Source organism: Advenella faeciporci (genome assembly GCF_014652395.1).
In the GTDB taxonomy this organism is placed as follows: domain Bacteria; phylum Pseudomonadota; class Gammaproteobacteria; order Burkholderiales; family Burkholderiaceae_B; genus Advenella; species Advenella faeciporci.
In genome coordinates this window covers 67127-85630 of the sequence record NZ_BMYS01000008.1, presented here as the reverse complement: position 1 = coordinate 85630, position 18504 = coordinate 67127, and the positions used below count along the sequence as shown (strand labels likewise).

Sequence of the window (18504 nt, the reverse complement as noted above, 5' to 3'; positions counted from 1 at the left end):
TTTAAATATTTTTTCCGGCTTATGCCCTGGCGGCACTTGCCGGAAACAAACACGACCTAACTGCTTTTAGGGCGACGCCACATTGCCACCCTGAACCGGTTGGCCACAAACGCCGAATCGGCAAAGCAGCAATTGCCTGCCGGATTGGCGCCTGTACCATGAAAATCACTGAAAGCGGCACTTTGATTTACAAAAATTCCTCCTGCCAGATTAACGGACAGGTTCACCCCCGCTTGGGCAAACGCATCAATGGCTTTAGCCAGCCGCGCTTCATCTTTTTCGTAAATGGCCGCGGTAATAGCTCCTTTAGTACGTGCCAGCTGCGCGGCACGACGTATACCGTCTTCCACATCATCCACGGCAATCACAAAAGAAACCGGGCCAAAGCACTCGGTACCGTAAACGTTTTCATCACTGGCATCCAAAGCCTGAATCAATGGTGTTGCCGTACGTACCTGTTCCATGCCAGGCAAGGCAGCCGAATCACGGATCAGGCGCCCGGCTCCCCGCATGGTGGCAACGCGTTCCAGCGTAGCCTGATTGGCAATGGCTCCCGTAACCATAACCGCCCGCGCAGGATCAACCAGCAGGGCATCCACGGCACTGGCGATACCGGCGGTCACTTCATCAAACGTTTTGCGCTCGCCATTGACCAAGATCCCGTCACGCGGCACAAACAGGTTTTGCGGTGTTGTACACATTTGTCCGCTGTACAGGGTCAGGGAAAAAGCAATGTTCTGGCACATGGCATCAAAGTTATCGGTAGAGCCCAGCACAATACTGTTCACACCGGCCTCTTCGGTATACACCAGCGGGGTCGCCGCCTGTGTACGCAGCCACTGTCCAAAAGCGCTTGACCCCGTGTAATCAATCAGCGCCACGTCAGGATGCAAAGCCAGTTGTTTTGCCATGCCCATGCCATCCTCTTCAGCCGCCAATAACACGACATCTGCAGGCAGGCCCTGTTCTGACAGCACTTCGCGGGCCACCCGTACTGTTAAGGCCATAGGCAGAATGGCCGATGGGTGCGGCTTGGCAATAACCGTGTTGCCGGTCACCAGATTGGCAAAAAATGCCGAGTAGCTGTTCCAGGTTGGAAATGTCTGGCATCCGATCAGCAACGAAACGCCGCGTGGAATAATGCGCCAGTGTTTTTCCAGGACCAGATCACCTGCCTTGCCCTGTGGCTTGACCCAATCGGTCTGGCTGGGAATCTGACTCATTTCCGCCCAGGCGTAAGCCAATGCTTCCAGCGCCCGGTCCTGTGCATTCGGACCACCGGCCTGAAATGCCATGGGGAAAGCCTGGCCGGAAGTATGCATAACGGCATTGGCTATTTCAAAGCTCATGTTATTCAGGCGCTCAAGAATTTCCAAACAAATACCCATGCGCACGTTCAGGGACGTATTTGCCCAAACTTTTCCTGCGTCCTGTGACTGCTTTACCAGCGTTTCTACACTGGCAACCGGATAGCGTATGTCCAAGGCCACACCATAAGGTGATTGTTCATTCCCGGCCCGGCCCTGCTCTGGATGTCCGGACAAAATGAAGTCCCTGTTCAACAGGGCGTCAAATGCCTGTTGCCCCTCTTCTTTAGCCTGTTCCCCATAAAAACGGGCACTGGGCATTTCCGGATAAGCAGACCAAAATCCGCGGTGCCTGATAACCTCAAGCGCTGTTTCCAGCGTAGAACGATGCTTTTCAAATAAACTAGACATTCCTGATTTTCCTGTATGAAATTATTTTCAATACATTATTGACCAACCGGCCGGTTTATGCAATAGTATCGAACATTAATTGCAAAAAAATCTGGCAAAACAAAAAAATCCAAACAAATAAACCTTATTGAAGGAGACAACATGGCACTTCAATCGAATGAAAGTGTTGCAATAAAGCTTGAAGAAAACGTATTGCATCTGACACTGAACCGCCCTGACAAATTGAATGTTTTCAATGCCGATATGCATCTGGCGTTACGCGCGGGCTTAACACAGGCGGCACAAGATCCTGCCGTTCGGGCCATATTGCTTACGGGCGCTGGCCGGGGGTTCTGCGCCGGCCAGGATCTGGCTGAACAAGATCCCGCCGCCAGCAATACCACCCCGGATCTGGGTGAAACCATTGAGCTGTATTACAACCCCCTGATCCGGCAAATACGTGCCTTGCCCAAGCCGGTTATTTGTGCTGTCAACGGCGTGGCGGCAGGCGCAGGCGCTAACCTGGCACTGGCTTGCGATATTGTGCTGGCTGCCCGTTCCGCCCGCTTCATCCAGGCCTTTTCCAAAATCGGCCTAGTGCCCGATTCTGGCGGCACCTGGACACTTCCCCATCTCTTGGGTGAGGCTCGTGCCAAAGCGCTGGCATTGACGGCAGCCCCGCTTGATGCAGGTACGGCAGCCGACTGGGGATTAATTTGGCAGGCCGTTGACGATGACCAATTGCAAACCAAGGCAACTGAACTTGCCCGGCAACTGGCGCAAGGTCCCACTTTCGGGCAAGGTCTGATCAAACAGGCCATCCAGACTGCCGCGGTCAATACAATGGATCAACAACTTGATCTGGAACGCGACCTGCAACGCCAGGCCGGATGCAGCGAGGATTATGCCGAGGGTGTAACCGCCTTTCTGGAAAAACGTCCTGCCGTTTTCAAAGGAAAATAAACATGTCCGATCACACCCTATCCTCCACCTTGGCCCAGGACTGCGCTGACGCCATGTGGCAAGACGATCTTGCCGCCCGGCATTTGGGCATGCAGCTGCTTGAAGTTGAAACCGGCAAGGCCAGAATGAGCATGCGCATCAAGTCCCAAATGCTTAATGGCCACGGAACATGCCATGGCGGATATATTTTTACCCTTGCCGATACTTGTTTTGCCTTTGCCTGTAATACTTATAATCAGCGCACCGTTGCACAACACTGCTCAATTACCTATCTGGAACCGGCATTTGAAAACGACGAATTAACGGCATACGCCCGCGAAATCAGCAAGCAAGGACGCAGCGGGCTTTACGATGTCGTCATTCGTAACCAGAACGGTAAACATATAGCAGAATTTCGCGGTCATGCCCGCACGATCAAGGGCACTTTATTGCCCAATACATAATCTTGACTATCCATAGTCAAAAATATCATAAAGAAACATAAAGTTAGAGGATACAAAAATGGAAAACCTGACCCCCAGAAAAGAAGACTTGGACCCCATCGAAATAGCATCCCGCGATGAGCTCTCCGCCCTGCAATTGCAGCGCATGCAATGGACACTCAATCATGCTTATGAAAATTCGCCTTTTTACAAGGCACATTTTGATAAAGCCGGGGTTCATCCATCCGATCTGAAAACCCTGTCAGATCTGGCCAAATTCCCTTTTACCCAAAAAACAGATCTTCGTGATACCTATCCTTTCGGCATGTTTTCCGTGCCACGCGAAAAACTGGCACGCATTCACGCCTCTTCCGGCACCACTGGCAAACCGGTGGTTGTGGGTTATACGCATAATGATATTGAGGTTTGGGCAACCCTGGTGGCCCGCTCCATTCGCGCTGCCGGTGGCCGGCCCGGTGATGTCCTGCATAACGCCTACGGCTATGGCCTGTTTACTGGGGGCTTGGGGGCGCATTATGGTGCCGAGAAACTGGGCTGCACGGTAGTTCCTATTTCCGGTGGCATGACCGAACGCCAGGTGTCACTCATTCAAGACTTCAAACCCCGCATCATTATGGTCACACCGTCATACATGCTTTCCATTCTTGATGAATTCCACCGTCAAGGGCTGGATCCACGCGAATCATCACTGGCCATTGGCATTTTCGGCGCAGAACCCTGGACCAATGCCATGCGGCAGGAAATTGAACAGGCCTTTGACATGCATGCTGTTGATATTTACGGCCTGTCTGAAATCATGGGTCCTGGCGTTGCCAATGAATGTGTAGAAACCAAAGATGGCCTGCATATCTGGGAAGATCATTTTTATCCGGAAATCATCAATCCTGAAACCGGTGAGGTTTTACCCGATGGGGAAGAAGGAGAACTTGTTTTTACCACCCTGACTAAAGAAGGATTGCCGATTATCCGCTACCGCACCCGCGACCTGACCCGCCTGCTACCTGGTACTTCACGCACAATGCGCCGTATGGAAAAAATTACCGGCCGCAGTGATGACATGATTATTCTGCGCGGGGTTAATGTCTTTCCTACCCAGATTGAAGAACAAATTCTTAAATGCCATGGATTAACCCCCCATTTCCAGATTGAACTGAACAGAAGCAGCTCACGTATGGATAGCATGACTGTAAATGTAGAATGCCAGCCCAACGCCGCAGATGAAAATACCCGAAACTTTTCGGCCAAAGAACTGGCACATCATATAAAAAGCATTGTCGGGATCAGCACAATCGTAAATGTTACGTTACCCGGCACGCTATTACGCTCCGAAGGAAAAGCCAAACGGGTCATTGATAATCGTCCAAAACGCTAAATACTGTTGTTCTGAGTAAGGTCTAGGTATAATCCCCAATCAGAAGTAAGCTAGAATACCGTTTTTGGTTTTTATTTTTATAGGACAGTAAATCAGTATGGCACGCGTCCGCGCAGCAGATTTCGAGGAAAAACAACTTCACATCCTGGTTAATGCTGCCGCAGTTTTTGCAGAATTGGGCATGGAAAAAGCTTCCATGTCACAAATTGCTGCCCGCAGTAAGGTTTCCAAAGCACTTCTTTACCACTATTACCCCAGTAAAAGTGCTTTGATCTTTGATATTATCCGCTCACATCTGGAAGAGCTGGATCTGGCATTGCAAGCCGTTGCCGATGAGTCGCAAAACGACTTGCCTGAACTGCGCCTGCGTAAACTGGTGCGTCAAATACTGGAATGCTACCGTGATGCCGATGACAAGCATATTGTTCAATTAAATTGTCGCGGCTTGCTGGCAGAAGAAGAAACCAACGAAATAAATGAACTTGAAAGGCGCATCGTGATGCGGATTGCCGATACCCTTCACGAAATTAACCCTGAGATCAATAATAAACGTCCTTTACTTAAACCAGTAACCATGTCTTTGTTTGGCATGCTTAACTGGTTTTACATGTGGTTCAAGCCCAACGGCCCCATCACACGCGAAGAATATGCAGACGTGGCTACCACGTTAGTACTGGAAGGCCTTAAAAACATACAGTAGCCGTTGTTGGAAATGCCAGGCTAAATGATAGTCTCCCAATAATTTGGCTATCGGTAAAACGTGAGGTCTTCATGCAAAATTTCCTGATTCTATTAAGAGAAAATGCCTCCTGCAAATACGTTTATTTTTTTTGGGGGGGGATTACCACGGCAAACGATTTATCTGCCAGAGAGGTCGAAGTATGCACACTTATTATGCTTGGCCACAGCTCTGAATCTATCAGCCTTAAACTGGATTTATCGCTCAATACCATTTTTACTTATCGCAAAAGGGCCTATGCAAAACTTAACCTCAACTCCCAGAATGAGTTATTCCGTATCTGCCTTGATTAGTTTGAAAATCCTGTCGATCACTGTATAGTTTATCTTCGTGCCTGATCCGTTCTTATCAGACATTAAGATGATGCTGCTTACCCCTTTATGACAAAATTCTCACGTATTGTAGATGTTCTTGATCTGTTTTCTGAAACAGACACCCTTTTGACGGCAGAAGAAATTGCCGAAAAACTGCAGGTTTCAAGACCGACCGCATTTCGTTATGCCAAAGAGCTTAACGCAGCCGGCTTCCTGGCCAACTATTCGGGACGCTACTCGCTGGGGGCCCGCATCATTACACTGGACTACCGAATCCGGCAGTCTGATCCCGTCCTGAAAATAGCGGAAACCGTCTTGCGCCAGATTTCTGATGAAACCGGCTGTGATTCCATTTTCTGCCGCATGTATAACGATGAAATCATCAATGTCCATCATGAAGCCAGCAACAATCCGGTTGGGGTATCATTCGGACGTGGCAGGCCTTTGCCTTTATTCAAGGGTTCTGCCGGCAAAGTCATGCTGTCCTTGCTGCCAGCAGGAAAGCTGCAAAAGCTCTATGACAAAAACAGTCATCTGCCCGAAGTGCAGGAAATTGCCACAGAATGGCCAGACTTCAAGCGCTACTTTGCCGCTATACGCAAGGCAGGATTTTATATTTCAGACAATGAAATCGATGCGGGGGTAATAGGGATTGCCGTTCCGGTGTATGCCAGCGGCATCGGCATCATTGGGGCGATTTCGCTGGTCATGTCTGCCGACCGCCTGCACATGATCAACCCCGAAGGCATTATTGCCGTATTGAAGCAAAGGGCCGCCGACATCGGTACCCGGCTGGCAGAACTCGACAACTGAAATATTCGCCTGGAAAAACAGGGATTGCAACGACAAGCCAACGGCACGTCACCCGCCAGAACAGCAATGATGTACCGTTGACCTTTGACCGGAACGACTCTATAAATCTTTTTTGGCAATACGGATATGTTCGCGCAGCGTTTCTGCATCACCCATGGTTCTGGCATTCAGCAGCACAAGCTTGACCAGAAACAGTTCCGTTTTCTCCCTGTCAACGTCATCGATGGCGCTGGCCAATATATCGTAAATGGTTTCCAGCGTATCCACTGGCAAGATTTTGCTTGATTCTGACATATGAAATTTTCCTTATTGAGGCAGGGCCGCATTCAACGCAGCCTGAAGACGCATGGCATCCAGATTGATCCAGCGGGCGCAGATATGCTGATCGGGGCGCAGTAAATAGGCCGCGCCACTGGCATTGACACCGTAGCAGGTACGGATGGCACCTGCCGTATCGTCCAATGTATGGTCAGCGCCCGCGATGACCTGTCCGGTACCGATTCCCACCACATTCAATGGAACACCCCTGGCACGCACCTCCTGGACAACTGCCATCAAATCTTCCGGCACGGTTTCGTTTTGCGTGAAATACAGCAGCTCAAACCCGCCGCCCAGGTGATCCAGCAAATAATTGTCATCGCCCAGAAGCACATTTTGCGGTGGCGCGCCATGAGCGGGACCTGTCTGAAACAATGCATTGTCATCCCCCTGGCTATTAAGTGTCGAATGGGTATACTCATGCGGGCGGGAGGTGCGCCAGTGATAGAGCGGACGCACGAATTCCTGTGTCAGTGACAGGGAAAGCACCGCATCACGCAGCAAACGGAAACCGCGGCTGGGCGGTGTCATGAAACGAGTACTCTTGCCGGCTTCATCAATGATTTCCCGGGCTGCCGTCACGCGTTCGGTGCTGTAATTATCCAGCAATCTGCGGCTGGCCAATCCCTTGATCACAAAGGCAAGATGCCACCCCAAAGACTGTCCGTCCTGAAAACCGGTATTGGCACCACGCACGCCAAAAATGGGCAGTAAATGGGCAGCATCGCCGGCAAACAGCACATTGCCACAGACATAGTCCGGCAATGTCAAAGTACGGGCGGAATACACCGAACTCCAGTCCATTTCCCAGGTTTTACCGGCGTGTCCGATCATGGCCAGCTGGGCATCAATACGTGCCTTGATGGATTCCGGCCGCAGCGCTTCTTCCGGATCTTCTCCTTCGGGCAGCTGATAATCTATGCGCCAGATGCCATGCGGTTCACGGTGCATCAGAATCGTGTTGCCGGGATTCCACTCCGGCGCAAAAAAGGCCAGTCTTTCGGTTGGCAGCGGCAGATCAATTTTAATGTCCGCAATCACGAACCGCCCCTCGTAAGAAGTACCTTCCATTTTCAGTCCCAATGCCGAACGTATGGTGGAACGCCCGCCGTCTGCCGCAACCAGCCATTGGGTTTCAAGCAAATACGTGCCTTCGGGCGTATCAACCTCCATTTCAACGTAACCGTCTTTCTGCTCTACCTGAACCACTTTATTGCCCCAGCGGAACTCAATCAATGGATTGGCCTGGCAGGCATCATGCAGGAACTCTTCCATATATTGCTGCTGCACATTGATCAAAGGATAAAAGCGGTCATTGGCATCGTAAGGCGCTTCCATACGAAAAACGCGCTGGCCACGGTAATAGGAATTGCCAAAGCGCCAGGGCAAACCGGCCTGGGTCATGCGCCCTGCCACACCGGCCTGTTGCAAAATCTCCATTGAACGACGGGTAAAGGCCAGCGCACGGCTGCCATGCGATACCTGCTGCTCTGCGGTCAGGACAACACAAGACACGCCATAACGGGCCAGCTCAAGTGCCGTCACCATACCGGAAGGCCCGGCACCAACAATGACTGCCTGTTTGCGCTCCTGTTCAGGATGCTGCGAAGCAAGCCAGGGTTGATAGATTTTATAGTCGTAATAAAGCGAAAAACGGGGTTCGGTTGACGGTGTATGCATGACATCTCCTCATAATTTCTTATAATAATATCAAATATTGATACTTTATTAATAATATTTAAAAATTATTATACAAAAAGGCTTTATATGGCATTAAACAAGATAAAAATCGCTATACATCCAGTCAGTTTCTTATTAAATTTACAAATTTTCTGGTTTTATCAGGGTTTTCTCTATTCAATTAATTTAAAAATAAGATAAAGTATCAGTTATTGACACTTTACAAAAAACTAGAGAATGACATGCAAATATCCCGTTTTGAACCTATACAACGTCTGCATCATTTTGCCTGGCGCTGCAAAGATGCAGAAGAAACACGTGTTTTTTACGAAGACATTCTGGGCCTGCCCCTGGTACACCTGATTCGTGCCGATAACGTTCCCAGCACTGGCGAACATTGCCCTTACGTGCATCTTTTTTTCGCGCTGGAAGATGGCTCTTCCATTGCTTTTTTTGATCTGGGCGATAACCAGACCGCCTTGCCCTCACCCAATACGCCTGCCTGGGTAAACCATCTGGCCCTTAAAGTCGGCTCCCAGAAGTCACTTGAACGTGCCAAGGCAAAACTGGAAGCGGCCGGCGTTGAGGTCCTGGGTGTCACGGATCATGGTTTTGTTCATTCAATCTATTTTTTCGACCCCAATGGCATCCGGCTTGAGCTGACTGTTGACATGTATCCCGATGGCTTTTCCGAACAAAGCATCCTGCAGGCCCATGAACGTCTGGCAAGCTGGAGCCGGGAAAAAGCCCGGACACATACCGCAACATTAGGCAATTAAAACCAATCAGAACTTAACTGTCATTTAAAGGTATTAAAATTTTTATGAAGCATGAAATTGAACAACAATGGATACACGTCAGCTATAAAGAAACCAGCAAATTCACGGAAACTTACGGTTTTGTTGGCAGTCAGGGAACCGTCAACCTTGAGGGCGTATTAATCAAACCAAAAGACCAGCGCGGTAAAACCGTCTTTCTCATGATGCATCCAACCTCTACACTGCAGCTGTTGCCACTTCCCAATGCGATGGCTGGTGCCGGCTATCCGGTGTTATGCATGGGCAGCCGATATGTGAAAAATGACTCGGCACTGATCTATGAAAAAATCCTGCTGGATCTGGGCGCCTGCGTGCGTTATGCCAAAGAACAATTGGGTTTTGAAAAAGTGATTCTGCTGGGCTGGTCTGGTGGTGGCTCTTTATCACTGTTCTATCAATCACAAGCCCAGAATCCGACCATTACCCATACACCAACCGGTGACGTAGTGGATGCCAAGGCCGCTGGCCTGATACCAGCCGATGGTATCGTACTGGAAGCCGCACACCGTGCCCGTGCCCGTTGCCTGAGCGAATGGATAGATCCGTCTGTGACGGATGAACTCAACCCGGACAAACGCAACCCCGAGTTTGACCTGTACTCACCATCACGGAATATACAGCTGCCTTACCCGCAAGAATGGCTGCACGCATATCGGCAGGCGCAACTGGCACGCGTACGGCGCATTACAGACTGGGTGCAGGACACGCTGGATATGCTAAAAAAACGCAACACGGCAGAAATTGAACGCTGTTTCGTCACGCACCGAACCATGGCTGAGCCCCGCTTTCTGGATGGCAGCATAGACCCCAATGACAGGAAAATCGGGCATTGCTATATGGGCATACCGGAAACCGTCAATACCGGCCCTGTTGGCCTGGCCCGTTTTTCCACCCTGCGTTCCTGGATGTCGCAATGGTCAATCGATCACTCGCGGGCAGATGGAGAGTCTTGTGCCAGACAGGTTACCGTTCCCTTGCTGGCCATAGAGCACAGTGCCGATGATGCGGTCCCCCAACCGGACATAGGGTTGATGTACCAGGCCTGCAACAGCGCTGACAAGGAAATGCACTGCATCCAGGGAGCCAATCATTACTTCAAAGGGCAACCTGATGAACTGGCAACGGCCATCACATTAATCACAGGCTGGATCCAACGACACGGCTGGTAAGCCGGAAGGACACTGCGCTATCTTTTAAAATAAACCGGAGACAATTATCACCATGTCAAATTCAATTCATTTTTCCAGATCCCGTTTGCGCGCCCTGTTCCGTGGTATCTGTGCAAGCACCGCACTGCTGCTGGCCCAGCCTGCCCAATTTGCGGTTGCCCAGGAATACCCGCAAAAAACCATCAAATGGATAGTGCCATATGGCCCAGGCGGCGCTTCAGATATTCTGGCACGCATACTCGGCGAGCATATTGGCGCCGAGCTCAAGCAACAGATTATCATTGAGAACCGCCCCGGTGCCGGTGGCACGATTGGTACGGCAGCCCTGGCCAAGGCCCCGGCCGATGGTTATACCCTGGCAACGGCCGATAACAGCACCTTGTTCAATAACTGGCATCTGTTCAGCAATTTAAGTTACAAGCAACAGGACTTTGATTATGTAGCCACCACGGCGCAACTTCCCCTGCTGTTGGTTGTCAATGCCAACACCTCGGTCAAAAACTATCAGGAATGGCTGGGGTGGATAAAGCAAAGCTCTGAAAAAATCAGTTATGCCTCTCCCGGCATCGGATCGCCGCACCATATTGCCATGGAAACATTAAGCGACCGGGAAAACATCCATATGGTTCACGTGCCCTACCGTGGTGATGCGGCCGCCATTGTGGATATTGTTGGTGGACAAATCCAGACCGCCCTGGTAGGTGTTGCCAATGCCCGGCCATACCAAGATGATCCCCGTGTGCGTTTTCTGGCCGTTACCGGGTCATCACGTTTAAGCAGCATGCCCGATGTTCCCACTTTTGCAGAGCTTGGCCTGAAAGACTTTCAGGGCAGTGCGGAACAGGGCATTATCATGCCAGCCGGCGTTCCGCAAGACATTATCAACCGCTGGAACAAGGAAGTAGCCAAAGCGCTGGAAATTCCAGCCATACGCGAACGCCTTGAAACCCTGGGCATGTATCCGGTGATTTCCAGCCCGGATGAATTCAAATCTTATGTGAATGACCGGGCCAAGCAGGCAGGGGAAATTATTAAGAAAAGCGGCATTACCATTAATTGAACAAACGCTTCCAAATGAAATCCCCCGGTTTAAAGCCGGGGTTTTTTTTACCGCTTGATTTTAATAATCACTTACTCAAGAACAATCTTGTTGTTTTCAATCACGGTTTTCCAGCGGGCCCTGTCTTCACTGATGAAGCGTGCCAATTCCTCACCTGATTTCGGTGCCTGTACATATAACCCGACAGATTCAAATTTTTTCTGAAACTCTTCATCATTCAGTGTTTTGGCAATGGCCGTCCGCAGCGTGTCAATCGTCTCGGCAGGGGTACCTTTGGGTGCGGCAACACCAAACCATGTCGCGGCCTGATAGTCCGAACTGCCCAGTTCGGCAACGGTAGGCACATCAGGCAGCACACTCAAGCGTTTTTGGGTGGTTACGGCCAAAGGCTTGACCCGCCCGTCTTTTATTAACGGTAAAGATGTGCTGATGCCATCCACCATCAATTGAGTGTCATTGCTCATCAGGGAAGTCAGGGCCGGAGAGCTGCCGTTATAGGGAATATGGGTTACGTTAATATCATATTCACTCAGAAGCAGTTCGGTCGCCAGCTGTAACGGATTGCCCGTTCCAATAGAGGCATAATTTAATTTTCCTTCATTTTTTCTTGCTTCTTCCACGAACTTGCCCAGTGTATCCAGACCCGTTTTATCATTGGTAACCACCACCAGCGGCATCTCCGCCACAATGGCCACTACCTCGAAATCACGTTCCGGGTCATAGGGGAAATCCTTGTACAGCATCGGATTCAAAACCATGCTGGAATTGCTCGCGAGAAACAGTGTATAACCATCCGCTTTGGAACGGGCCACAAAAGAGGCGCCTATCCGTGTACTGGCACCCGGTTTGTTTTCCACCACAATAGTTTGATTCAAATGTTTCCCTACATTTTCCGCCAGGGCTCTTGCAAGCTGGTCGGCAGAACCGGCCGGTGTGTAAGGTACCACCAGCTTTACCGGCATTTCAGGGTAAGCGGCCTGTACTGCTGCGGCACCACCCACACACAACCCGAGTGTCACCATGATTTTCCTGATGAATGTCATTTTCATACATATCTCCTGATTTATTGTTTAATTGTTCATGAATAAAAACCAGCCGTTAAACCCTGCGGCTTCGTCCTTCCCAATACTTTTCACGTAAAAACCGTTTATAAATTTTTCCGTTATCATCCCTGGGCAAATCCCGTTGAATCAGAAATTGCTTCGGTACTTTGTATCTGGCCACCCTGGCGGAAAGCCATTCCTTTACCTGCTCCATTTTTATATCGACATTTTCATGAGGCTGGATGCAAGCCAGCAGGCTTTCTCCAAACTCATCATCGGGTACGCCAAACACGGCGCAATCAGCAACGCCCTGATATTGCAGAATCTGGGCTTCCACTTCGGCCGGATAAATATTTACCCCACCTGAAATCACCATATCCGATTTGCGGTCACACACAAACAAATAGCCGTCCTCATCAAGGTAGCCCATATCCCCCAGATTGACCAAACCATTGATATCCACTTTCTGACGGGCTTCCGGGTTATTTCGATATTCAAAATCCGGGTAGGAATATTGACGGACATAGATATAACCGACCTGCCCCTGCTCGCATTCCTGGCCGTTATCGTCATAAATTTTGATGACTGCCCGCCCTACAGGCAACCCCGCCGTTCCCGGCTTTTTCAAGGCCTGTTCTGAATTGACCAGCGTGATCAGACCGGTTTCACTGGAAGCATACGTTTCATGAACAATGGGCCCGACCCAGTCAATCATGGCTTTTTTTATATCGGGAGCACAAGGTGCCCCGGTTGAGGCAATAAAACGCAAAGATGAAATATCGTATTTTTTACGTATGTTTTCATCAAGCCTCAGCAACCTGACATACATAATGGGAACCAGATACACCACTTCAATTTTGTGTTTTTCAATCCGGGCCAACAACTCGACCGGATCAAATTTTTCACCCAACACGAATACATCGCTTGCCAGCAAGGCAAACTGCGCAAAAAGACTGGGCGCACTGTGATACAAGGGAGCAGGCAACAACACACGGCACCCCGGTGTCAAACCAAACGTTTCCTGCACAATAGCCCGCATTTCCTGTTGCCGCTCAGGCACTTCTTCGGGTTTGAAAGGTACCCTGAGTACTCCTTTGGGCTGGCCGGTCGTGCCCGACGTATAGGCCATATGTCCGCGGGGAAAACGGGAATAAACGCTGCGTTCTTCAAAAGAATCGCGCCAGCTGGCGTAATGCCTGGGTTCATCCCCCTGCCTGACAGCTGCGTCTGTTTCTGCGTCCGCATCCACAAGAATAACGATCATGTCTTCGGACACAACCGGCTTCAGGTTGTCCCAGAACTCTGCATGCACAATCAGGATACTGGAGCCGCTATCCCGCAGAATATAACTGGCTTCTTCCGCCTTGAAATGCCAGTTGATTGGACAATAGTACGACCCAAGCTGCCTGCTTGCGTTGATTACTTCAAGATATGCCTCACAATTCCTGAGCATAACGGCAACCACGTCACCTTCTTTTACGCCAAGGCTATCCAGCCCTGTCGCCAATTTCCTGGCATTTGCTTCCAGCATTCCGGCATCAACTTCTTTGTTGCCAATAACGATTTTCCTGGCCATTTTTACCTCATTATGCCTTTGCCGTTTTTTCCCTGATGACTTCGCGAGCGCGTTTCCAATCTTCTTTACTCCACTCGAAATACTGCTTGAAATAGGCCCCATTAGCCAACCAGTCTCCGCCATCCAAAGCGATAGTCTGTCCATTAATCCAGTCATTCTGCGGACAAAGCAAGAATGCGGCCAGTTGGGCAATATCACTCATTTTCCCCAATCTTTGCATGGGATTCTGTTTGACCAGGTAGTCTGAACTGTCATCAGTCGGACGCAAACGGGTGGAAGCGCCTTCTGTAGGAATGACACCCGGCGCAATGGCATTAAACCGGATGCCATGCCTTCCCCACTCAATCGCCAGGGACTTGGTCATCGTATCAACCGCGGACTTTGACATTGCGGAAGGCACAACAAAGGGAGAGCCCGTCCATACCCAGGTAACCACAATTGAAAGCACGGACCCACGGCGCTTGCTTTCAATCCAGCGCTTGCCAACAGACTGCGTGGTATAAAAAGTACCGTTCAATACGGTTTCCGTAATGGCCTTGAATCCATTCACTGTTAATTCTTCGGTTGGACAGATGAAATTTCCGGCCGCATTATTGACCAGCGCATCAACCCCGCCATGCTTGTCCCATATTTCCTGGATCAAAGCATCTACCTTTGAAGCATCCCGAATGTCAACAGAATGGGCAAACACTTCCGCACCTGGATATTTTTCCTGCAGCAGGCGGGCCGCTTCATCAACCACTTCCTGCCTGCGGCCACACAGATGCAGCGTCGCTCCCAGGCTGGCCAATCTGTCTGCCATACCATATCCCAGTCCGGTTCCTCCACCGGTAATCAATACGCTCTGCCCCTTGAACAGGCCAGATGAAAATATTTCATTTTGCATTTGTCAGTCTCCTTTTGATTCAGTTTATCAACACAAAAACGTGGAAACAATGCCCTATAATTGACAATATATGTTTCCTTAAAAGAAACAATAGACTTATACAAGAGAGAAAACATGATCAATACATCTGATTTCGACATAAACCTGGTTCGGATTTTTGTCAGCATTATTGACACCGGAACCTTAAGTGCCGCAGCAAAACACCATGGCACGACCAAATCCCAGGTCAGTAAAAACCTGAAAAAACTGGAATCCCTGCTGCAAACCCAGCTGATCCGGCGTTCAACAAGACGGCTGGAGCTCACCCAGCAGGGTGAGGTGCTTTACCAGCATGGTGTGGGCATGCTTAAGGAAATAGAAGCGGCACGCCAGGAAATCCAGCGTTTGGGGGCGGAGCCCATGGGTAGCGTCAGGTTAAGTGTGCCAACCGGCCTGGGAGAGCTGATCCTGCAACCCATGCTGATAGAATTCAAGAAGAAATACCCTCAGGTAAACTTGCAAATCATGTTTTCCAACCGGGTTAACGACTTGATTGAATCACAAATTGATGTAGCCGTACGTGTCCTTTCCGAACCGCCCAAAGACTATGTAGCCAAAAAAATCAGTGATATTGCCTGGCGATTGTGCGCTTCGCCGTATTACATCAGAAAAAACAAAGCCGATACGGAAAATATTGAGAAACTGGCAAACATGGATTATTTATGCCCGTCCAATAAACTGTATGAAACACTTAACCTGTCTTCCGGCAAGGAAAATCTCAAAATAAAAATGAGCCCCAAACTGCAATCGGAAAACTTCCGTTTTCTGCTGGAGGCCGCAAAAAACGACCTGGGCGTTGTGTTGCTGCCAAATTATGTCGTTGAACAGGACATTGTCAAAGGAAACCTGAAAGTTCTTTTTCCAGAATTAAGCATCCAGTCAATTGATACCACTCTGTATATTTTAACTACACCCAAACCCCACCTGTCCTCTGCCGCCATCAAAACCCTGACCCTGTTTTTACAAGAGCAGTTAAGTTTTCTGTTCAGGCATTGAATTCTATAAATTCACTTAGACCAAATTTGCCTGAAACCACAAAAAGCGAATTGAATATTAGACTGCAAGCACATACCTATATAATTTCCCGAGCATTGGCCTATTCTGAAAAACCTGCCCCGCTTGCTTTATTTGAGCTTATGCAGGAACTTAAGACACTCCGCTCATTAAAGTCCCATAACAACTGCCCGCTAACCGTTAACACTTTAGGCTGACCATTATTAATTTGCAATGTACGATCTGGCAATGTTGTCAGGTTGATCAATTCTTTCGCACTAAATTGCTCTTTAATCAGCACTCCCCAGGCACTGTAAACAAAAATGGCATCAACCTCCCCTTTAATCAAGGCGGTCAATTCCCGCGTATGATGCCGGTAAATCTGACCAACGGAAATCACGCCAATACCGGTATCCGTTCCCTGATCAAGAAATTTCGCTTCAATGGGCAAACCCACACCAATCAGAGAAGTTCTCAACTTGGCTTTTGGATGGGCCACACTGTCATCAAACTTCAGACGACCGGTAGCAATTGAAGCCACCGCATACATCAGCATACGCTTGGACAGACTGTGCTCATAACCCAGGCAAAAAAAACCGGTTTTCTCCAATAAGCCAAGCCAACAAGCCAATTAACCTATGCCACCACCCGCTACATACAAGACCTGACCGGTAACATAAGAAGCTTCAGGTGCTGCAAAAAAGCAAATGGCAGCAGCGATTTCTTCCATTTGACCCAACCTGTTCATGGGGGTGTCGCGCAAACTTTGCGTGTAAATACCCTTCATCCACTCTTGCTCTTGGGCAGAAAGCGGATTGGCATTACGTGGAATGGCGCGCTGCCCGTTATCAATGGCCCCCGGTGAAACGCAGTTGACACGTACCCCGGTTTCGCCCAACTCCATTGCCATACTGACGGTAGCGGCATGCACGCCACCTTTTGCGGCAGAACATGCGGTATCTGTCAAGCTAGGGCGTGTTAACACTAATAGACAATCGGCCGCAATATTGCCTATCCTACAGGAATGGAAATCACACCTGAACAATTTACGCATATCGAAAGCTGCCTTCCCCGGCAACGAGGCAATGTCAAGCTAACGAATTTGCAGGTAGTCAATGCCATCCTTTATGTGGCCGAGCATGGCTGCAAGTGGCGCAGTCTGCCCGAGCGATTCGGGAACTGGCACACCGTTTACACGCGCATGAACCGCTGGGCAAAGGCTGGTGTTCTTGATCGGATGTTTGCTGAGCTTCAGAAGCATCAGATCGTGCGTATAAAGATCGAAGCGGTCTCATTGGACAGCACCAGCATAAAGGTGCATCCTGATGGCACGGGTGCTTTAAAAAAAACGGCCCCCAATCCATTGGAAAGTCGAGAGGGGGCTGGAACACCAAGATTCATATGGTTGCCGCGGATGATCGAACTGCCGTAGCGTTTTCACTTTCTCCCGGACAGGCCCATGATGCGCCTGCTGGACGTGTCTTGCTCGAACGGCTCGGCGCGCTCACTCGGCCCGTCCATTTGCTGATGGATCGCGCTTATGAGGGCAATAAAACCCGGCAGCTTGCGCTCGATCTTGGCTATATCCCCGTCGTACCCCCGTCCTCCAGGCGGTTGGATCCATGGGAGTATGACCGCGCGATGTATCGACGGCGAAACGAGGTGGAGCGATTGTTTCGTCGCCTCAAAGGCTACCGAAGAATCTTCTCCCGCTTTGAGAAGCTCGATCTCATGTTCATTGGATTCGTCAATTTCGTACTCGTGATGGACGGACTGCGTTTGTGTTAACACGCCCTAGTCTGACACAGGGGGCTGGGACTTAACCGCTTCCTCTTTAAGCAATTTATAGTGCGAACAGGCTGCCTCGATCACCGTACCATCGCCCGCCACACGCTGGCTGCTGGAACGACAGGCCTGTAAAACGGAGCGGGTCAGTGACTCAAAAAAATCATGGGTCAGTGATGCTTCATGCAGCGTAATGAAGCGACCAATATTCGCATGGTCTGGCGCAATACCGCCACAGACCCACATGCAGCCGACGTCCAGCCGCGCGAGTCGCTCTAACGCCCGTAATGAATGCACGCCTTGCATAATGCCATAAAGAATCAAGCCCATCATGCAGCGTGGTGCATAGGGCGCGCGACCGGTAAGCGCATAGCGTTGTTCAAACAGTTCCCAGTCCTGTTCATCCAGCAACTTGGCCACCGTCAACGGCGTTAACTCACCACTGTCACGCAGATATTGCTCAAGCCGAACCGTGCCCACAAACATCTGGCTGGGATTGCCAGACACAAAACGGCGTGCCCCTGGCAGCGCTGGGCGCGACAGGATCGGTTCAGAGGCACTGGGGGCTCCGGTAAATAAATCAAACTGCTGATTATCCAGCTGAGGAACTTTACGCGTCGTACTCATTAGTGATTCTCGTGGCGCTAAACTTAGTCATAGTAAAAAGTGTACAGGTTAAGGGCCTTTTGCGACAGCCTCAGGAGCATGGGAACTAGAAACCAAAACGCAGGAGCGAAGGGAACCAGAAAGAACCACCCCGGCGCTATGCGCCACCCCTCCGCAGGAGGGGAATTAT

Annotated in this window: 20 protein-coding genes; 11 read left to right on the top strand and 9 right to left on the bottom strand. The window is 49.9% G+C overall.

The genetic code is table 11. The annotated features are described in order from the left end of the window. Positions 1-56 precede the first annotated feature (56 nt). Positions 57-1718 (bottom strand): phenylacetic acid degradation protein PaaN, encoded by a 1662-nt coding sequence (paaN, locus tag IE074_RS07450; protein WP_189384846.1) that lies wholly within the window; start codon positions 1716-1718, stop codon positions 57-59. Between the two features lie 141 nt (positions 1719-1859). Between paaN and paaG the strand changes: the two genes are divergently transcribed. The 6 genes from paaG (at position 1860) to IE074_RS07420 (ending at position 6341) form a co-directional block, all read left to right on the top strand. Beyond that, a complete protein-coding gene (paaG, locus tag IE074_RS07445; protein ID WP_189384845.1) occupies positions 1860-2660 on the top strand; it encodes a 2-(1,2-epoxy-1,2-dihydrophenyl)acetyl-CoA isomerase PaaG in 801 nt (266 codons plus the stop codon). A 2-nt stretch (positions 2661-2662) separates the two neighbouring features. Continuing rightward, positions 2663-3103, top strand: a complete 441-nt coding sequence (gene paaI / locus IE074_RS07440; RefSeq protein ID WP_189384844.1) for a hydroxyphenylacetyl-CoA thioesterase PaaI — start codon at positions 2663-2665, stop codon at positions 3101-3103. A gap of 58 nt (positions 3104-3161) precedes the next feature. After that, entirely contained in the window at positions 3162-4475 is a 1314-nt protein-coding gene (gene paaK, locus IE074_RS07435; protein ID WP_189384843.1) for a phenylacetate--CoA ligase PaaK, read from the top strand. 97 nt (positions 4476-4572) lie between these two features. Further along, positions 4573-5175, top strand: coding sequence for a TetR/AcrR family transcriptional regulator (locus IE074_RS07430; protein ID WP_189384842.1), 603 nt, complete (start codon positions 4573-4575; stop codon positions 5173-5175). A gap of 71 nt (positions 5176-5246) precedes the next feature. Then, positions 5247-5507 carry a helix-turn-helix transcriptional regulator gene (locus IE074_RS15050; protein ID WP_189384841.1) on the top strand — a complete coding sequence of 87 codons (261 nt, stop codon included), beginning with the start codon at positions 5247-5249 and terminating at the stop codon, positions 5505-5507. Positions 5508-5594: 87 nt separating this feature from the next. Next, positions 5595-6341 carry an IclR family transcriptional regulator gene (locus IE074_RS07420; protein WP_189384840.1) on the top strand — a complete coding sequence of 249 codons (747 nt, stop codon included), beginning with the start codon at positions 5595-5597 and terminating at the stop codon, positions 6339-6341. Between the two features lie 99 nt (positions 6342-6440). On the opposite strand, the gene IE074_RS07415 is transcribed toward IE074_RS07420, so the two are convergent. Further along, positions 6441-6635, bottom strand: coding sequence for a DUF2783 domain-containing protein (locus IE074_RS07415; protein WP_189384839.1), 195 nt, complete (start codon positions 6633-6635; stop codon positions 6441-6443). 12 nt (positions 6636-6647) lie between these two features. Beyond that, positions 6648-8339, bottom strand: a complete 1692-nt coding sequence (locus IE074_RS07410; RefSeq protein ID WP_189384838.1) for an FAD-dependent monooxygenase — start codon at positions 8337-8339, stop codon at positions 6648-6650. 242 nt (positions 8340-8581) lie between these two features. On the opposite strand from IE074_RS07410, the gene IE074_RS07405 reads away from it, so the two are divergent. From IE074_RS07405 to IE074_RS07395, 3 genes are read left to right on the top strand one after another with little or no spacing between them, the layout of a single operon-like run. Next, a complete protein-coding gene (locus IE074_RS07405) occupies positions 8582-9118 on the top strand; it encodes a VOC family protein (RefSeq protein WP_189384837.1) in 537 nt (178 codons plus the stop codon). Between the two features lie 44 nt (positions 9119-9162). Further along, the gene (locus IE074_RS07400; protein WP_189384836.1) at positions 9163-10326 is read left to right on the top strand and encodes an alpha/beta hydrolase; all 1164 of its coding nucleotides are present in this window, start codon (positions 9163-9165) and stop codon (positions 10324-10326) included. Positions 10327-10378: 52 nt separating this feature from the next. Further along, positions 10379-11386, top strand: a complete 1008-nt coding sequence (locus tag IE074_RS07395; RefSeq protein ID WP_189384835.1) for a Bug family tripartite tricarboxylate transporter substrate binding protein — start codon at positions 10379-10381, stop codon at positions 11384-11386. A 71-nt stretch (positions 11387-11457) separates the two neighbouring features. Here IE074_RS07395 and IE074_RS07390 read toward each other — a convergent pair whose 3' ends face one another. The 3 genes from IE074_RS07390 to IE074_RS07380 are packed head-to-tail and all read right to left on the bottom strand — an operon-like array spanning position 11458 to position 14879. Then, a complete protein-coding gene (locus IE074_RS07390; protein WP_189384834.1) occupies positions 11458-12435 on the bottom strand; it encodes a Bug family tripartite tricarboxylate transporter substrate binding protein in 978 nt (325 codons plus the stop codon). A gap of 49 nt (positions 12436-12484) precedes the next feature. Further along, the gene (locus tag IE074_RS07385; RefSeq protein WP_189384833.1) at positions 12485-14005 is read right to left on the bottom strand and encodes an AMP-binding protein; all 1521 of its coding nucleotides are present in this window, start codon (positions 14003-14005) and stop codon (positions 12485-12487) included. Positions 14006-14015: 10 nt separating this feature from the next. Next, positions 14016-14879 carry an SDR family oxidoreductase gene (locus IE074_RS07380; protein WP_189384866.1) on the bottom strand — a complete coding sequence of 288 codons (864 nt, stop codon included), beginning with the start codon at positions 14877-14879 and terminating at the stop codon, positions 14016-14018. A gap of 126 nt (positions 14880-15005) precedes the next feature. On the opposite strand from IE074_RS07380, the gene IE074_RS07375 reads away from it, so the two are divergent. Then, positions 15006-15926 (top strand): LysR family transcriptional regulator, encoded by a 921-nt coding sequence (locus IE074_RS07375; RefSeq protein ID WP_189384832.1) that lies wholly within the window; start codon positions 15006-15008, stop codon positions 15924-15926. 100 nt (positions 15927-16026) lie between these two features. On the opposite strand, the gene IE074_RS07370 is transcribed toward IE074_RS07375, so the two are convergent. After that, positions 16027-16554 carry a hypothetical protein gene (locus tag IE074_RS07370; RefSeq protein WP_189384831.1) on the bottom strand — a complete coding sequence of 176 codons (528 nt, stop codon included), beginning with the start codon at positions 16552-16554 and terminating at the stop codon, positions 16027-16029. Next, positions 16555-16890 (bottom strand): SDR family oxidoreductase, encoded by a 336-nt coding sequence (locus tag IE074_RS07365; RefSeq protein ID WP_229793937.1) that lies wholly within the window; start codon positions 16888-16890, stop codon positions 16555-16557. It abuts the gene before it with no gap. 57 nt (positions 16891-16947) lie between these two features. On the opposite strand from IE074_RS07365, the gene IE074_RS07360 reads away from it, so the two are divergent. Further along, positions 16948-17711, top strand: a protein-coding gene (locus IE074_RS07360) for an IS5 family transposase (RefSeq protein WP_229793936.1) whose coding sequence is annotated in 2 segments (ribosomal slippage) — positions 16948-17263 and positions 17263-17711 — 765 coding nt in all. Because the reading frame shifts where the segments join, the coding sequence is not laid out codon by codon here. 6 nt (positions 17712-17717) lie between these two features. On the opposite strand, the gene IE074_RS07355 is transcribed toward IE074_RS07360, so the two are convergent. After that, positions 17718-18335, bottom strand: coding sequence for a transposase (locus IE074_RS07355; protein WP_189384829.1), 618 nt, complete (start codon positions 18333-18335; stop codon positions 17718-17720). Between the last annotated feature and the right edge of the window lie 169 nt (positions 18336-18504).

Excerpts from the sequence above, each read along its gene's own strand:
- paaN (WP_189384846.1), bottom strand. The coding sequence starts at position 1,718 with ATGTCTAGTTTATTTGAAAAGCATCGTTCTACGCTGGAAACAGCGCTT.
- paaG (WP_189384845.1), top strand. The coding sequence starts at position 1,860 with ATGGCACTTCAATCGAATGAAAGTGTTGCAATAAAGCTTGAAGAAAAC.
- paaI (WP_189384844.1), top strand. The coding sequence starts at position 2,663 with ATGTCCGATCACACCCTATCCTCCACCTTGGCCCAGGACTGCGCTGAC.
- paaK (WP_189384843.1), top strand. The coding sequence starts at position 3,162 with ATGGAAAACCTGACCCCCAGAAAAGAAGACTTGGACCCCATCGAAATA.
- IE074_RS07430 (WP_189384842.1), top strand. The coding sequence starts at position 4,573 with ATGGCACGCGTCCGCGCAGCAGATTTCGAGGAAAAACAACTTCACATC.
- IE074_RS15050 (WP_189384841.1), top strand. The coding sequence starts at position 5,247 with ATGCAAAATTTCCTGATTCTATTAAGAGAAAATGCCTCCTGCAAATAC.
- IE074_RS07420 (WP_189384840.1), top strand. The coding sequence starts at position 5,595 with ATGACAAAATTCTCACGTATTGTAGATGTTCTTGATCTGTTTTCTGAA.
- IE074_RS07415 (WP_189384839.1), bottom strand. The coding sequence starts at position 6,635 with ATGTCAGAATCAAGCAAAATCTTGCCAGTGGATACGCTGGAAACCATT.
- IE074_RS07410 (WP_189384838.1), bottom strand. The coding sequence starts at position 8,339 with ATGCATACACCGTCAACCGAACCCCGTTTTTCGCTTTATTACGACTAT.
- IE074_RS07405 (WP_189384837.1), top strand. The coding sequence starts at position 8,582 with ATGCAAATATCCCGTTTTGAACCTATACAACGTCTGCATCATTTTGCC.
- IE074_RS07400 (WP_189384836.1), top strand. The coding sequence starts at position 9,163 with ATGAAGCATGAAATTGAACAACAATGGATACACGTCAGCTATAAAGAA.
- IE074_RS07395 (WP_189384835.1), top strand. The coding sequence starts at position 10,379 with ATGTCAAATTCAATTCATTTTTCCAGATCCCGTTTGCGCGCCCTGTTC.
- IE074_RS07390 (WP_189384834.1), bottom strand. The coding sequence starts at position 12,435 with ATGAAAATGACATTCATCAGGAAAATCATGGTGACACTCGGGTTGTGT.
- IE074_RS07385 (WP_189384833.1), bottom strand. The coding sequence starts at position 14,005 with ATGGCCAGGAAAATCGTTATTGGCAACAAAGAAGTTGATGCCGGAATG.
- IE074_RS07375 (WP_189384832.1), top strand. The coding sequence starts at position 15,006 with ATGATCAATACATCTGATTTCGACATAAACCTGGTTCGGATTTTTGTC.
- IE074_RS07355 (WP_189384829.1), bottom strand. The coding sequence starts at position 18,335 with ATGAGTACGACGCGTAAAGTTCCTCAGCTGGATAATCAGCAGTTTGAT.